The 14772-nt window shown below is 71.0% G+C and carries 18 protein-coding genes and 1 tRNA gene; 10 read left to right on the plus strand and 9 right to left on the minus strand.

Annotation, left to right across the window (positions count from 1 at the left end; genetic code table 11):
* Positions 1-19: 19 nt before the first annotated feature.
* A complete protein-coding gene (locus ACIG87_RS24345; RefSeq protein WP_396853472.1) occupies positions 20-484 on the minus strand; it encodes a MarR family winged helix-turn-helix transcriptional regulator in 465 nt (154 codons plus the stop codon).
* A gap of 47 nt (positions 485-531) precedes the next feature.
* Here ACIG87_RS24345 and ACIG87_RS24350 point away from each other — a divergent pair, with 47 nt between their 5' ends.
* Together ACIG87_RS24350 and ACIG87_RS24355 are read left to right on the plus strand one after the other, a co-directional pair.
* The gene (locus ACIG87_RS24350; RefSeq protein WP_396853473.1) at positions 532-1053 is read left to right on the plus strand and encodes a VOC family protein; all 522 of its coding nucleotides are present in this window, start codon (positions 532-534) and stop codon (positions 1051-1053) included.
* Between the two features lie 24 nt (positions 1054-1077).
* The gene (locus tag ACIG87_RS24355; RefSeq protein ID WP_396853474.1) at positions 1078-1974 is read left to right on the plus strand and encodes a hypothetical protein; all 897 of its coding nucleotides are present in this window, start codon (positions 1078-1080) and stop codon (positions 1972-1974) included.
* Here the strand turns inward: ACIG87_RS24355 and ACIG87_RS24360 are convergent.
* The 4 genes from ACIG87_RS24360 to ACIG87_RS24375 all read right to left on the minus strand — a co-directional run bounded on the left by ACIG87_RS24360 (position 1934) and on the right by ACIG87_RS24375 (position 4429).
* Complete coding sequence (locus ACIG87_RS24360) at positions 1934-2464, minus strand: potassium channel family protein (protein WP_396853476.1); 531 nt, start codon at positions 2462-2464, stop codon at positions 1934-1936. The two genes, ACIG87_RS24355 and ACIG87_RS24360, sit on opposite strands and share 41 nt — an antisense overlap.
* A gap of 183 nt (positions 2465-2647) precedes the next feature.
* On the minus strand, positions 2648-2827 hold the full coding sequence (locus ACIG87_RS24365; RefSeq protein WP_007075522.1) for a DUF4236 domain-containing protein: 180 nt from the start codon (positions 2825-2827) through the stop codon (positions 2648-2650).
* Positions 2828-3051: 224 nt separating this feature from the next.
* Complete coding sequence (locus ACIG87_RS24370; RefSeq protein WP_396853478.1) at positions 3052-3507, minus strand: RrF2 family transcriptional regulator; 456 nt, start codon at positions 3505-3507, stop codon at positions 3052-3054.
* Between the two features lie 7 nt (positions 3508-3514).
* Positions 3515-4429: a helix-turn-helix transcriptional regulator gene (locus ACIG87_RS24375; RefSeq protein WP_396853479.1), complete on the minus strand. Its 915-nt coding sequence runs from the start codon at positions 4427-4429 to the stop codon at positions 3515-3517.
* A 175-nt stretch (positions 4430-4604) separates the two neighbouring features.
* On the opposite strand from ACIG87_RS24375, the gene ACIG87_RS24380 reads away from it, so the two are divergent.
* Positions 4605-5381, plus strand: a complete 777-nt coding sequence (locus tag ACIG87_RS24380) for an SDR family oxidoreductase (protein WP_396853481.1) — start codon at positions 4605-4607, stop codon at positions 5379-5381.
* A 240-nt stretch (positions 5382-5621) separates the two neighbouring features.
* Here ACIG87_RS24380 and ACIG87_RS24385 read toward each other — a convergent pair whose 3' ends face one another.
* Positions 5622-6053, minus strand: coding sequence for an SsgA family sporulation/cell division regulator (locus ACIG87_RS24385; RefSeq protein WP_007457244.1), 432 nt, complete (start codon positions 6051-6053; stop codon positions 5622-5624).
* Positions 6054-6422: 369 nt separating this feature from the next.
* On the opposite strand from ACIG87_RS24385, the gene ACIG87_RS24390 reads away from it, so the two are divergent.
* The 5 genes from ACIG87_RS24390 to ACIG87_RS24410 all read left to right on the plus strand — a co-directional run bounded on the left by ACIG87_RS24390 (position 6423) and on the right by ACIG87_RS24410 (position 9809).
* The gene (locus tag ACIG87_RS24390) at positions 6423-6974 is read left to right on the plus strand and encodes a TIGR02611 family protein (protein WP_396853483.1); all 552 of its coding nucleotides are present in this window, start codon (positions 6423-6425) and stop codon (positions 6972-6974) included.
* A 57-nt stretch (positions 6975-7031) separates the two neighbouring features.
* A tRNA-Val gene (locus ACIG87_RS24395) sits at positions 7032-7103 on the plus strand.
* 164 nt (positions 7104-7267) lie between these two features.
* A complete protein-coding gene (locus ACIG87_RS24400) occupies positions 7268-7804 on the plus strand; it encodes an SRPBCC family protein (RefSeq protein WP_396853485.1) in 537 nt (178 codons plus the stop codon).
* Positions 7805-7898: 94 nt separating this feature from the next.
* The gene (locus ACIG87_RS24405) at positions 7899-8318 is read left to right on the plus strand and encodes a hypothetical protein (RefSeq protein WP_396853486.1); all 420 of its coding nucleotides are present in this window, start codon (positions 7899-7901) and stop codon (positions 8316-8318) included.
* 399 nt (positions 8319-8717) lie between these two features.
* A complete protein-coding gene (locus tag ACIG87_RS24410; RefSeq protein WP_396853487.1) occupies positions 8718-9809 on the plus strand; it encodes a sugar transferase in 1092 nt (363 codons plus the stop codon).
* Between the two features lie 260 nt (positions 9810-10069).
* Here ACIG87_RS24410 and ACIG87_RS24415 read toward each other — a convergent pair whose 3' ends face one another.
* Positions 10070-10252 carry a hypothetical protein gene (locus ACIG87_RS24415; RefSeq protein WP_396853488.1) on the minus strand — a complete coding sequence of 61 codons (183 nt, stop codon included), beginning with the start codon at positions 10250-10252 and terminating at the stop codon, positions 10070-10072.
* 320 nt (positions 10253-10572) lie between these two features.
* Here ACIG87_RS24415 and ACIG87_RS24420 point away from each other — a divergent pair, with 320 nt between their 5' ends.
* A complete protein-coding gene (locus ACIG87_RS24420) occupies positions 10573-11196 on the plus strand; it encodes a hypothetical protein (RefSeq protein WP_396853489.1) in 624 nt (207 codons plus the stop codon).
* A 114-nt stretch (positions 11197-11310) separates the two neighbouring features.
* Positions 11311-12219, plus strand: coding sequence for an NAD-dependent epimerase/dehydratase family protein (locus ACIG87_RS24425; protein ID WP_396853490.1), 909 nt, complete (start codon positions 11311-11313; stop codon positions 12217-12219).
* A gap of 252 nt (positions 12220-12471) precedes the next feature.
* Here the strand turns inward: ACIG87_RS24425 and ACIG87_RS24430 are convergent, their stop codons facing one another.
* Positions 12472-14094: a glycoside hydrolase family 27 protein gene (locus ACIG87_RS24430; protein WP_396853492.1), complete on the minus strand. Its 1623-nt coding sequence runs from the start codon at positions 14092-14094 to the stop codon at positions 12472-12474.
* 164 nt (positions 14095-14258) lie between these two features.
* Positions 14259-14699: a hypothetical protein gene (locus tag ACIG87_RS24435; RefSeq protein WP_396853493.1), complete on the minus strand. Its 441-nt coding sequence runs from the start codon at positions 14697-14699 to the stop codon at positions 14259-14261.
* Positions 14700-14772: the final 73 nt, after the last annotated feature.

The raw sequence follows: 14772 nt of genomic DNA on the forward strand, positions 1-14772 counted from the left end.
TTGTCGGCCGGCAACTTGGTCAAGAACCGGTCAAGTGGACGACCAGCGCCTCGCTGATCCGGCGCAGCTGGTCGACCTGGGCCGGGCTGAGCGCGTCGAACAGGTGTCGGCGTACCCCCTCGACGTGGCCGGGCGCGGCGGCGGCGAGGGCCGCGAAGCCGGCTTCGGTGAGGACGGCGACCTGGCCGCGCCGGTCGGTGGGGCACTCCTGGCGGCGAATCCAGCCGGCGGTCTCCAGCCGGGCCGCGGCGTGCGAGAGCCGGCTGCGTGACGAGCCGGTGAGGTCGGCCAGCTCGCTCATCCGCAGCCGTCGGTCGGGGACCTCGGAGAGCCGGACCAGGATCTCGTAGTAGGCGTGCGGCATCCCGGCGTCGCGTTGCAGCTCGCGGTCGAGGTTCTCCATCAGCGCCCGGGAGGCGGCCAGGAAGGCACGCCAGGTCTGCTGCTCGTCGGGGTCCAGCCAGCGGGTCATGACCCGTATCATAGCCAAAATGGTTGAGTGCTCAACCACTTCCCGCTAGTGTGGGTGGCATGGGAATCCACCGCCTCAACCACGCCGTGCTCTACGTCTCCGACCTGCGACGCAGCGTCGACTTCTACCGCGACGTGCTGGGCTTCCGCCCGGTGCCGATGACCCCGGACGGGTTCCGTGGCGCGGCCTTCCTCCAGGCTCCCGACTCGACGAACGACCACGACCTCGGCCTGTTCGAGATCGGCGCGACGGCGGGCCGCTCGCAGGCCGGCCGGGCCACCGTCGGCCTCTACCACCTGGCCTGGGAGCTGGACACCCTCGACGAGCTGGCCGTCACCGCCGAGCGGCTGGCCGCCGCCGACGCCCTGGTCGGCACCTCCGACCACGGCACCACCAAGAGCCTCTACGGCCGCGACCCGGACGGGCTGGAGTTCGAGATCGTCTGGATCGTCCCGGCGGACCGGCTCGACGAGGGCGCCCTCGCGGCCCGCAAGCGGATCGGCCGGCTCGACCTCGACCTCGAGCGGGCCCGCTACGGCGGCCAGACCCGGGGCGGGGTGGGGATCTCCGTCCCGGTCTGAATCGCCGTACGGTAGAACGACAGGATGTCGATCGACGCCGTCCTGCGTGAGCTGCTCGTCCGCCAGCTCGACCACTGGCTGCCGGGGGCGCTGCACCGCTCCCGGCGGGCCACCCTCGCGTTGTCGTACGCCGGTGACCCCGGCACCGCCGAGGCTGCCCTGCGGGTGGTGGCCGGCTTCGCCGACCGGCTCCGGGGCCGCCGGCTCACCGTCCTGGTGCTCGCCGGTGGCGGCCCCGAACTACCCGCCCGGCTCGGCACCGTCGAGGCCACCCTCCCGGCCGACGTGGCCGTGCACGTGGTGCCCGGCGACCCGGCCCGGCTGCCGGTGGTGCTCAAGGCGGCCGGCGCGGCCGGCGCACCGCTGCTCACCCTGGTCGACGGTGCGGTGCCGGACCCGGCGCTGCTGGCCGCCACGGCGACCGGCCGACCGGCCGAGGTGCTGCTCACCGCCGCCGCGGCCACCGCCCTGCGTCCGGCCCTGACGGCCGCCGGGTTCCCCCTGGTCGCCGAGGTCGAGCTGGTCCCCGCCGACGGGTCACCGGCGCGACTGGTGGCCTTCGGCACCGGGCTGGACAAGAGCCTGGAGGCGTTCAAGGACGCGCTCTGGGCCGCCGACGGGTCCGCCGCGATCCGCTACCGCGACCCGGCCGGTGGGCTGCTCGACGTCGCCGGGCACCCGGCGGCCGGCCCGCTGCGCGGCGAACTGCTGGCCGAGCTGACCCGCCACGGCCCGCGTACGGTGACCGAGCTGCGTCGGCACGCGTTGACCGCGACGGCGTACCGGGCCGTGGACGCCGGTCGGGTGCTCACCGATCTGCTGGACACCGGCGCGGTCACCCGGAACCCGGAGCACGGGCGGCTCGGCGGGGACGTGCTGATCAGCGCCGGCCCCGCCCCGGACGCCCGGTCAACTGCCTGACCACGATGGACGCCCCGGTGGCGATCACCCCGATGCTGAACAGCATCTGCACGCAGACGATCACCTTGGCGAGCTGTCCCTGGGCGTGCACGTCGCCGTAGCCGATCGTGGTGAGGGTGGCCAGGGCGAAGTAGAGCGCGTCCAGCCGGGTGCGCAGCCCGACGAACTGGCCCGGTCCGCTGCCGGCCACCACGTAGTCGGCCAGCGCGAAGGCGAGCAGCCCGGCGACCAGCGCCACCACCAGCCGGCTCAACGACCGGACCTCGGCCTCGCCGACGGGTGCGCCGGTGCCGAGCTGCCGGCTCACCTGACGGGTGACCAGGAAGGTGACCACGCTGATCAGCAGCAGGGTGCCCGCCGCGCGCAGGGCCAGCCGCAGGCCGTTCGGATCGGGCTCCAACGGCACCAGGAAGTAGCTGGTCAGCAGGAGAGCGCAGGCCGCCAGGGTGTGTCGTCGGGCCCGTGCGTAGCCCCCGTCGTCGCTTGCCATGCGGCGATTCTGCGCCGTCCTCACGGCCCCGATCCGGTGAAGTGCCGAACCCGAGCGGTGGGCCGGTGCGGCCGGGGCGGCTGGTCGGGCGGGAGGGGCCGTCGGCCGGGCCCGGCAGCGGCGGGCCCGCAGACGTCGAGCGGGGCGCCGGTGGACCACCGGCGCCCCGCTCGACGAAGGGCGTCATGCCCGGGACTTGTCCTGCTTCCAGGACAGCGGCCCCGGCAGGTCGACGCGGTGCGCCTTGGCCCGGGAGTTCCAGGACCAGCGACCGATCTTGATGCTCCACGAGGAGAAGCCGTTCTCGGTGAAGTTGAGGATGATCGGCCCGTACTTCTTGCGCTTACGGAACATCAGACCCATCGTGGCGCTCCTTTCGCGTTCCCTGTCGTTCCAGCCGGCTCGGCGTCGTTCCTGCTGTCTCGGCCCGGAACATGCCCGCATCCACGAAATCCGAAACCTGCTCCGGTCCGAGCTGGACGGTCGCCGCCAGCTCTACCCGGGAGATAGGTGGTGTCGGATCGACGAGGGCGGGAGAGAAAGGAGGGCAACGGGGTCTCAGGGAAGGTCGTCGACCTACCGGTGGCTCAGCGCGGCTCCCAGGCGTCCGGCAGGGTGGTCAGCTTCCGGACGTGCGTCGGGAGTCGACCGCTGACCACCTCGGCGAGGGTCACCTCGTCCAGCACCTGCCGGACGGCGGCACGGACGGCCACCCAGAGCCGGGGGAGGTTCTCCGCCGAACCCTCGTACCGGGTCTCCTCGGGGCGCAGCCCGCGTACCCCGGCCAGTGGACCCTCCACGGCGCGCAGGATCACCCCGACGGTGACCTCGCGCGGCGGCCGGGCCAGGGTGTAGCCGCCCTCGGCGCCGCGCTGCGCGCGGACCACGCCGGCCCGGCGCAGGTCGGCCAGGACGGCTTCGAGGAACTTGCGCGGCATGTCCTGCTCGCTGGCGATCGCCTGGGTGGAGAGCAGGGAGGGGTAGGCGGTGGCCAGGCTCAGGGCCGCTCGGACCGCATAGTCGCCGCGCGCGGAGATCTGCACCCTGCCATCATGCCTGCCCGTTGAGGGTGGCGGGGTCGGCGGGTCGACGCGGCCGGGCAATCCGTGCCGGTGGCCGGTCCCGGGCGGCCCGAAACGCACCCGGGCTGACCCCGACCTCCCGGGTGAAGAACCGGCCGAAGTTGGTGGGCTCGGGGAAGCCGAGCTGACGACCGATCCGGGCCACCGGCTCGTCGGTGGCAGCGAGCAGCCGGCGGGCCTGGAGCGCGACCCGCTCGTCCACCACCTGCTTGGCGCTGTGCCCGGTCACCGCCAGACAGGCCCGGGTCAGGGTACGCACCGAGCAGCCCAGCCGGGCTGCATAGTCCTCGACCCGGCGGGTGTGCGGGTAGCTCGCCTCGACCTCCCGGCAGAACCGGTGGAAGGTGACCACCTCGGTGCGGTGCGGGCCGGTCTCGTCGGGCGTCCGCCCGGCGTCCGGGGCACCGCGCAGCAGGGCGAGCCGGATGAGCAGCACCGCGAGCTGGTGCCGGAGCAGGGCGTGCGCGGCCGGGTCGTCCCGGTGCCGGCGGTGGTCCACCACCAGCTGGGAGACCTCGTTGATGACCGCGTCCTCGTCCTCGCCGACCAGTTGGTGGTGGTGGGGCACGGCGTCCGGGTCGACGTCCAGCCCGCGCAACACGCCGGCATGCCAACGGAGCACGATCGCGTCGAGCCGCGCGGGGCAGCGCAGCACCTGGCCGGGGCCGGCCCGGAGCAGGGTGCCGGGCCGGCAGGGCAGCGCGTTGAAGTCCAGCTCGGCGATGCCGTGCCCACCGGTGACCAGCACGAGCAGGTCGCGGTCGAGCAACACCGGCCGGTGCGGGTCGGCCTCGGGGGTGAGGTCGGCCAGCTCCAGGATGTCGATCTCGGGGCGGGGCAGGTCGGGACGGGTTGCCGGGGAGAGGTGACCGGAAGGGACCATCGTCTTCGACCGTAACCGGGGACGGCTCCGGCCGCATCCCGGCGATGGGACTCTGTCGCGTTCGTGGCGGTTGTCGGTCGGCGTCCGTGGTGCGCTGTCGGTCGGTGGGCTTGTCCGACTGCCGGGGCCGGGCTACGTTACCGGTCGGTAAGTGCGCACGCGTGATGGGATGCTCATGACGGACCTGTTCTCGGTCGACGGCAAGACGGTGCTGGTCACCGGTGGTTCCCGGGGCATCGGGTTGATGATCGCCCGAGGCTTCGTCCGGGCCGGCGCCACCGTGATCATCTCGTCCCGCAAGGCGGACGTGTGCGCCGCGGTGGCCAAGGAGCTGTCCGTCGAAGGGCGCTGCGAGGCGATCCCCGCCGACCTGGGTGACGACGCGGGCGCCGAGGCGCTCGCCGCCGCCGTCCGCGAGCGGTACGACCGGCTCGACGTGCTGGTCAACAACGCGGGCGCGACCTGGGGAGCGCCGTTGGAGTCGTACCCGGCCGGTGCGTTCGACAAGCTCTGGGCGGTCAACGTCAAGGCGGTGTTCCGGCTCACCACCGCGTTGCTGCCGGCGCTGCGGGCGGCGGCCACCGACGACGACCCGGCCCGGGTGATCAACATTGGCTCGATCGACGGGCTCCGGGTGCCGATGATGGAGGTGTACGCGTACTCCGCCACCAAGGCGGCCGTGCACATGCTCACCCGCAGCCTCGCCCACCAGCTCGCCGCCGAGCGGATCACGGTCAACGCGATCGCCCCCGGCCCGTTCGAGAGCAGGATGATGGCCTTCGCCCTGGACGACCCGGCGTCCCGGGCGGCGATCGCGCAGCAGGTGCCGCTCGGCCGGATCGGCCGCCCCGAGGACATGGCCGGCACCGCGATCTACCTGTCGTCGCGGGCCGGGGCGTACCTGACTGGCGCGGTGATCCCGGTGGACGGCGGCATCACGACGCACGGCTGACCGGCTGGGTCGCCCGTTCGCGCGCCGGCCCGTACGGGCCGAGCTGGGCGTACGACCGGCCCACCGTGGTGGGGCGGGCGATCCACACGCGGAAGGGCGTACCAGGATCAGCGGGCAGGTCGGTGGTGCGGACTCGGCAGATCCGCGCGGCCCGGGTCGCCCGTGGCCCCGGACTCGGCAGGCCCGGGTGGGCCGGAGCCGCGCGGACTCGGCAGATCCGCGCGGCTCCGGTGACGTTGGTCAGCGACCGGCGAGCAGCCGGTTCACCGCCGTGTCGACGTCCAGGTGCTCGGCCTCCCGGCCGCGCGGAACGACGACGTAGGTTCGGCGCAGGAAGCGCACCAGCACGCTGCGCGGGACCTCGAACAGGGCGTTGCCGTCGGGCGACGACAGCGCCAGCGCGACGAAGTCGCCGCGCGGGGTGGCCCAGGGCCAGACCCGCACGTCGCCGATGCCGGCCGGTTCGTCGAGGCCGGTGACCAGCAGTTCGCGGGCGAAGGACCAGCTCACCGCCTCGCCACCGGCCGACTCGGCGTGGAACAGGACATGGACCGCATACGGGTCAGCAGGGTCGTAACGCAGGCTGGCACGCACCGGCAAGGCGGTGGCGTCAGGCGCGACGAGCCTTAGCGACGTCTCGACCTCTACGGTCGTCGGTCGGATGACACTCATGGACGTTCTCCCCCCGGCACCGCTGCGGAACGCGCGTGTCCCGCTTTTCCCATACTCAGGTGCTACTGCTGGCTACGCTCCGCCATACGCTGACTTCACCCAGTGGTGGGAAGGGGGTCCGAATCGCCGTGAGAATGTGAAAATTCTTGTAGGATTTCCGGTTCTGCCCAGTGCGGGAGCCCGTCCGAGGTCGGGTGGTTCAGTCGTCGACTTACTCCGGTAACGTCCGGTGGTCTGCGCAAGTGACGGGCCGGGGCGACACTGGGGGGCGAAATGGCCACGAAGCGTTCCTCAGTGGATGCGTCGAGGGCGGCCGATTCACCGAAAGTAGGGGCCCGAGCAGCCAAAAGGCGGGGTGACAGGGTGCCGATGAAGCCATCGGACCGGGACGAACGGACGACGTCCGACGCCGGTCGTGCCGGAGGCTCCTCCTCAACCGGGCGGGGCCGGCCCCGCCCGGCCACCAACGGGCGCGTCCGAGACGGTGGCACCCGGCCCGGCCGCACCGTCCTCGCCGGCCGCCCTGCCGGCTGGCGATGGCGGCTACGCACCACCCTCGACCTGATCCGCGCCAACCCCACCGGCCGGGTCGCCCTCAAGATCTTCGTCGCCGTCGCCGGGGCGCTCGTGGTGACCATCGGCATCGCCCTCATCCCGCTGCCCGGCCCCGGCTGGCTGATCGTCATCGGCGGCCTCGCCATCTGGGCCGTCGAGTTCCACTGGGCCCGCCAACTGCTCGGCTTCACCCGCCGACACGTACACGCCTGGACCCGCTGGGCCGCCACCCGCTCGCTGGCGGTGCGGTTCCTGCTCGGCTCTGCCGGCCTGGTCTTCGTCGCCGTGGTGCTCTGGCTCTCGCTCAAGTACAGCCTCGGCATCGACCTGGTCGCCAGGCTGCTGCACTACCTCGCCACGAACTGACCGGCCCCCCCGGGTTTTTGGGTCCGTCGCACGATCGGGTAAAGTCAACGGTGCTGAGGGCGATTAGCTCAGTGGGAGAGCGCTTCGTTCACACCGAAGAGGTCGCTGGTTCGATACCAGCATCGCCCACTCTCAGTTCCGCAGTTCAGAGGCCGGTTGGAGAGCATTCCAACCGGCCTTGTCGTTGCTCGTCGAGAGATCATGAGTCGCAGGTCGACCCACCCTGATCCTGGCTGGGGTCAAGTGGTCCTCCCGCGGCCTCGTGGTCGCGGCCCGGGGCCTACTTTGGCTGGGTGCCGCGCATCGAGCTGACCACGGATGTTCAGGCAGTCCCGGAAGCCGTCTTCGACGCCTGTCTTGACGTTGATATGCACACCCAGTCCATGGAAACTAGCGCCGAACGGGCGGTCGACGGCGTAACGACCGGCCGGTTGAAGGCCGGAGATGCCGTCACGTGGGAAGCCAGGCACTTCGGCCTCCCCTGGCGGATGACCGTTCGGATCTCTGACTACCGGCGGCCGTACGGCTTCACGGACGAGCAGATCAGCGGCCCGTTTGGTCGATGGCACCACGCGCACACCTTCACCAGGAACCCGGCTGACTCCTCGGCAACCGTCATGCGCGATGTCATCGACTTCACCGCACCGATGGGGCCCCTTGGTCGCCTCATGACCAGCCTCATCCTGCGGCCGTACCTGCAACGCCTCGTTGCACGCCGCAACGCCTATCTCGCTGCCACCTTGGCAAGGCTTCCTCGCCCATCCGATGAGGGGACAGGGGCGGAACTGCCCGGTGACGGCGGGGCGCAGATGGGGCCCGGGACAGTGTGAAGAGTCGTCGACCAGCGATCAACAGCGGCAGACTCAGACGCCCTGTGAACAGGCGGCGAGCACCATTGCCGCTGGTAGCGGGATAGCGCGGCTCTTGAGACCTCTGCTCGGCATCGCGTTGCTGCCGGGCAACGCGGGCGTGCACACCGCCACCGATCACCTCGACGTGCTTGCCGGCGCGATCGCGCGGCTGCCCGCCGCATATCGGCGGCATCTGCTCATCCGAGTGCTGCAACCATCGCCCGATCGACCCACGGCCAACGCGGTCGTCGGCTACATATCCGAGCAACCCTGGCCCTGCCTCACCAGACCCACCACCGCGTTCGTCCGCTGGTCGGGCGCGCTCGACCACGGTGAACCGAAATCCGAGTCGCGTTCGGGCCAGCAGACTCGGTCGACCCTGGAACTTTCCGTGATTTTTATGATAAGCCCGATAGTCGAGCGTATATGGAGCATAGGCTGCAAATCGATTTCTGAGGTTTCTATGGCGATTGGAGGCGGGCCGTGGGGCTGAACGGCGTTCTGCGCGCGGCCGGACCCATAGCAGGCTGGTCCTCGCTACCAGCGGGTTGTTGAAGATGCGTCTCCTCGGCCGAGAGACTCGAGACTCCGTCCGCCCGGGTAGGTCGGCGGTGAAGGTCGAGATGGCCTTGACGCCGAGGGTGGCGGGTGCTGATCTCGCAGGGTGCCCTCCGCGCCCACACGCTGCTCTCGTCGCTTGGCTTGGCGCTCGGGGTCGTCGCGGCGCTGACGCGGGATTGCAGGAGGCCGCAGTGAAGACGCCTGAAGGGCTCCGACAGTATGCGTCCGGGACGGTGCCGTCGCACCGACCCCTGTCGGTGCTCGATGTCGGCCTCCGCCGGGTCGCACAGTCGAAGCTGGCGGCAGTGGGCGCTGGGGTGGGGTGGCGGTCATGACTGCGGGCCCGCGGGGATACGATCGGACCAAGCGAGCGATCGACCTGGTCGTCGCCTCGACCGCACTGGTCCTGCTCGCGCCGGTGCTGGTTGTCGTGGCGGCCGCGGTGCGGTGGCGTCTAGGTGGCCCGGTCCTGTTCCGCCAGATGCGTCCAGGCCGTCATGGTGTCCCTTTCGAACTCCTCAAGTTCCGTACGATGCGCGAGGGGCCGTGCATCCCGGCCCACGACGCGGAGCGGCTGACACCGTTGGGGCGCGGGCTGCGGGCAATGAGTCTTGACGACCTGCCGAACCTCTGGAACGTCCTGCGAGGCGACATGAGCCTGGTCGGCCCTCGCCCGCTGCTGGTGCAGTACCTGGATCGCTACACCCCGGAGCAGGCCCGCCGGCATGAGGTGCGGCCCGGGGTGACCGGGCTGGCCCAGGTGCGCGGGCGCAATGCGCTCACCTGGGAGGAGAAGTTCGCCTACGGCGTGGCGTACGTGGATGGGCGTTGTCTGCGCCTGGACGTCAAGATTCTGCTCGCCACCGTGGGGTTCATCGCACGGCGGCATGGCATTTCCGCGTCGGGCAGCGCGACAGCGCCGGAGTTTGTTGGGTCGTCGCATGGTCGAGGATCTGGTGATCGTGGGCTGTGGAGCCACGGGCGAGAGATGCTCGGCATAGTTCGTGCCGTCAATGCGGTGTCCCCGACCTGGCGGGTACTGGGTTTTGTCGACGACAAGCCGAGCGCGGTGAGCCGTGAGCGGGTGAGCCGGCTCGTCGTTTCGCTGCTCGGACCGCTGGAGTGGCTGGGGTCGCTGCCGCCGACGACGCGGGTGGTTCTCGGAGTCGGCAACCCGCGGACGCGGCGTTCGCTGGCCGACCGGGTCGCCGAATACGGGCTGGCGGCGGCAAGCCTCGTGCACCCGGCCGCCACTGTGGGGCCTGATCTGGTGGCGGGCGAAGGTCTGCTCGTCTTCGCCGGGGCCCGGGTGACAACCAACGTCGTGCTGGCACGTGCACCTCAATCAGAACGCGACCGTCGGTCACGACTGCACGCTGGAGGACTTCGTGTCGGTCAACCCGCTTGCCGCTGTCTCCGGTGATTGTCATGCGGAGACGGGCGTGCTGATCGGCACGACGGCCGTGGTTCTACCGGGTTGCCGCATGGGGGCGAACGCGATCGTCGGTGCCGGGGCGTGCGTCGTGCGGGACGTTCCGGCGGGAGCCGTCGTGAAGGGAGTTCCCGCCCGATGACCCTCCGTCATCGGGCCCGTCGTGCGGCTCCGATATACCGGCGGTCGGCCAAATGGACGATCTTCGTGCGCGAGTGGTCACCGCGTTGACGACGGGGTGCTCACTGTGGTCAGTACGTCGGGCGGAAGTCCGGGCCGTCCGCGGTGGTGACCATTTCCCAGCCGAATGCCGCCGAGGTGATGTCTGTCCGGGCACCGAAGGTTCTGAACAGCGTGGCGACCGAGCCATCCGGAAGACCGGCGGCGGCGGTGGCGAACACCGTGACCGGGGACGCGCCGAGCTGCTGTGCCACGATCCACGGCAGTGCCAGGTCCACCATGAGGTCCCCGGGATCGTCGGTTCCATGCATTCGGCGAGTCCGGTGGCGAGCAGCGAACGGTGTAGCAGGTCGGGAGCGTTCCGCCGCAGCGCCAGGGTGGCGAGACGGATGCCGTATCGGCCCAGGGCGACCGAGGCAGAGGGCCGATGTCCCACCCGTGGTGGTCGCGTCGGACCGAGATCCCGGGATCGGTGTGGGTCATCATCCCCGGCCGCCGACCGGTCGCGCAGAGCCGAGCGGAGCAGGTGATCCAGCGGTACGGCATCCCGCCCAGAATCCACTAAATCCACTAGTTGTCCACTGGGCCGACCTATCCTCTCGGGCGTGACATCGACTCACCTCGGAACGGTCGCGTCCGGAGCCGCGAGTACCTCACCAGCGGCGTCGGCGACACCTGCTATCCGCACCTGATCGTCCAGTACGACCAGGGCCTGCGGGTCCGGGCCAACGACCTCGACGTCGTCGCGCCGTTCCCGAACCGCCTGATCTACGTCAACGATCCGGCCAACAGCGCCATGCTGCTCACCGACGATCTCGGCGACCGACTGAGCCGGCTGCTCGAGTACGAGGAATTCGGCCTCGCCGACGGCCACCTGGGCCTCGGCTACGACCTGGCGCTGCAGTGCGTCGACCGGCGGGCCTGGCCGCCCACCCGGCTCGCCGACCTCCGTGGCACTGTGGCCCGACTGCTGCCCGGGGCGGCGGACGAGTTCTTCGCCGCCGAACGCCTGCACGGCGGTGACCGGCTGGAACGCGGCTGTAGCGTGCTGGTCGTGGTGGCCGGAGCGGGCCGGTCGGTCGGCGCGCAGGACGACCTGTCGCTGCGGCGGGGGGACACGCTGCTGGTGCCGTACGCCGCCGGCCCGGTCCTGCTCACCGGCGAGGTCGAGGTGATTCGCCTGTCGGCCTCCGCCTGACCGCGATGTCGGCTCCTCCCACCGGCGAGGGCTGCCTCTCCGATGGCGACCCCGGTGGATGGCTTGACAAGCGGCCGGGTCCGGAGCGGACGATGGGACGTGAGAATTCTTGTGGTGGGGGGAAGTGGCCTGATCGGCGCCCATGTCGTCACCGTGCTGCGCGAGCGGGGCCACCCGGTGACCACGGTGGCGCGTACCGCCCGGCCGGGCGTCGACCATCTGCTCGACCTCGAGTCCGCCTCGATCGAGGACCTCCGACCGCTGCTGACCGGCCACGACGGTGTCGTCTTCGCCACCCGTGCGGACGAACAGCGGGTGCTGCCAAGACCGGTCCAGCCGGTCCTCCACCGGAACATCGTCGAGCCGGTGGCGCGACTGTTCACTGCCGCCCGCCACGAAGGTCTCACCCGTGGGGTCGTCATGGGCTCGTACTACACCTATTTCGACCGGCTGCATCCACAGTGGCAACTCGCGGCCCGTCACCCGTACATCCGGTGTCGCCTGGCACAGGCACGGGAGGGACGGACGGCCGCTGGTCCGGAGTTGCCGGTCGCCGTGTTGGAGTTGCCGTTCGTCTTCGGCCGGGTCGGCGACCGGCTACCCAACTGGGCCGGTCCGCTGGACCGTTGGGCGAGGTCCCGGACGCCCCTGCTGGCACCCGGCGGGGGGACGGCCACCGCCTCGGCGCGAACCGTGGCCGAGGTCGCGGTCGATGCGTTGGAGCAGGCGCGCGGTACGGACATCCCCGTCGCCGACGAGAACCTGAGCTGGGCGGACATGATCACCCGCATCGCCGAGGCGGTCGGCAACCGGCGTCGGGTCGGTCGCCTGCCCGCCGCAGCCGTACGGGCCTCGCTGCGCTGCGGTGGCCTGCTGCACGGCCTCGCCGGCAAGGAGGCGGGCATCAACCCCACCCACTTCGCCGACCTCCTGCTCGCCGAGCTGTTCATCGAGCCGACCACCGGCCGGTCGCTGGACCCGGCGCTCCGCGAGACCTTCGCGGCCACCGCATCGGTCACCTAGCCGCAGCGTCCACCAACCGCAGACCGCCGCGAGCGCCGGCAACAGCCGGTGGACGGTCTTCGGCGTGACGGTGTTCGACGGCGTGGACGACCAGGGTCGCCGGCACAGCGGCCGGGTGGCACTCGGCTACCTCAGAGACGGCTCCAGCGACCAGCGGGCCGAACGCCGTGCCGGCCACGCGCCGCGCGGGGGTCGGTGCCCGCAGCGGCGCGTGGCCGGACTGGTCGCGCCCCGGCTACCGGGGCCGATGGCTCAGCGACTCCACCGTTGGCTGGCGGCTCCGTTGCAGTCCCAGATCTGGGTGCGGGTGCCGTTCGCCGTGCCGCCGCCCACCAGGTCCAGGCACCGACCCGAGCCGATCGCCGTGATCGTGCCGTCGGCGTTGAGCCGCCACTGTTGGTTGGTCTGGCCGTTGCAGTCCCAGATGATCACCGAGGTGCCGTTGGCGGTGCCGGCGTTGTAGACGTCGAGGCACTTGTTGCCGTAGACCCGCAGCTCCTGGCTGCTGGTCGAGGTCCAGGACTGGTTGGTCTGACCGTGGCAGTCCCAGACGATGGTCGCGGTGCCGTTGGTCTGCGTCGCGCCGTTGACGTCCAGGCACCGGCCGGCGGAGACGTTGCGCAGGGCCGACGTGGTCGGTGGGGGCGTGGTCGGCGGGGGAGTGGTCGGCGGGGGAGTGCCACCGCCGGTCACCAGGAACATGGCCGCGCCGTGCGCCGGTACCGACGCGCTGATCGTGCCGGTCGACGTCGAACTGGTGTGGGACCACAGGTCACGCACCGCGTACAAGCCCGCGCTGCCGAGCCCGAGCGCGCTGGCCGTGGTGGAGACGTTGGCGGTGCCGCCGCTGCGGTTGAGCAGCACCGTGGCCACCCCTCCGGTGGACATCGGCTTGCGCCAGACCTCCAGGTCACCGGTGTCGCTGATCTTGTAGCCCTGCCGTCCGCCCCAGTCCTGGTTGACCGCGATGACCTCGGTGTTGGTCAGGATCGTGCGGGTGGCCGCCGACATCGTGCGGAGGTCGTTGCCGGCCAGCAGTGGGGCGTTCAGCAGCGCCCACAGGCTGAAGTGGGCCCGCGACTCGGTCTCGGTGGGGCCGTTGCCGACCTCCAGCATGTCCGGGTCGTTCCACGCGCCGGGCCGGGCGTACGACTCCTTGCCGACCTGCTGGTCGAGAATGCCCATGATGGAGTTCCAGTTGCCGCCGATGTCTCCGGTGGTGCGCCAGGAGTTGCCGACGTCCGTGCCCCAGGTCCAGACACTGTCCTGTCCCCAACTGCACAGGCTGTAGAGGATCTGCCGTCCGGTGGCGGCCAGCGCGTCCCGCATCGCGGTGTAGCGCTGCTGTGCGCTGCGACCGAGGTGGTCGCCGCAGTTGTCGTACTTGAGGTAGTCGATGCCCCAGGATGCCCAGAGGTTGGCGTCCCGCTGCTCGTAGTTGATGCTGGCCGGGTAGCCGGCGCAGGTGGTGGTCCCGGCCGAGGAGTAGATGCCCAGCTTGAGGCCCTTGCCGTGGACGTAGTCGGCGAGCGCCTTCATGCCGCTGGGGAACTTCGCCGGGTCGGCGACCAGGTCGCCGCTGGCGTTGCGCTGCCGGGTGGACCAGCAGTCGTCGATGTTGACGTACTGGTATCCGGCCGCGGCCATGCCGCTGGAGACCAGCACGTCGGCGGTCTGCCGGATGAGCGTCTCGTTGACGTTGCACCCGAACGAGTTCCAGTCGTTCCAGCCCATCTGCGGGGTCCGTGCCAGGCCGTTCTCCAATGCCTGGGCGGGCGGGGCGGTGGTGAGCACCACCGCGCCGGTGACCACCGCCGTGCCGAGGGTCGCGGCGAGCAGCACGGGGAACAGCAGGGCGACTCTTCGTCTGAACATGTGCAGCTCCTCGTCGGGGTGCAGGCCAAAGGCCCGAATACATCGACGGTTGCCAACGTAATTCGTCTGACATGTGACGTCAACACGACGGCCGACCCGGCTGGTCCGCGCGGCCGGGCCGGTGAGCCGGGACGTGGGGCACGGCCCGGCGCGGAAAGTGGGTGTCACGGCACCTCTGGGCTGCACACCTTCCAGGAGCCGTCCTGCCGCTCGACGGACAGGTGCACCGTCCGGGACGCCTGGTCGGGGTAGTCGACCTCGGCGATCACCGTACGCAGGGTCGGTGTCTCGCTCGGCCGCTCGATGGTCACATCGGTGATCCGGAACCCGGTCGGACCGGACCTGTGGGGAGCGTGGTCCACCCATGCCGCCCGCGACTGCCGGCGTCGGTCCGCCGCACACAACAGGTCGTACGCGGTGCCGAAGTCACGCCGGACCACGGCGGACAGGTACGCGTCGCCGACCGCGCGCATGGCGGGCTCGTCCCTGGCGTCTGTGCGGTAGAGGTAGACGGCACCGGCCGGCACGCCGCAGCAGAGCAGCGCGGCGACGCCGAAGATCAGGATCAGGAAACCGCGGGTGGAGATGTCCGCCTCGGTGGCCACCGCACCGACGGTATGTTCCCCCGGCAACAGACCCGCGACGGGGGTTTCCACTCCCAATCGGAACGGACACCCC

This window comes from Micromonospora sp. NPDC051925 (assembly GCF_044548625.1).
In the GTDB taxonomy this organism is placed as follows: Bacteria; Actinomycetota; Actinomycetes; order Mycobacteriales; family Micromonosporaceae; genus Micromonospora.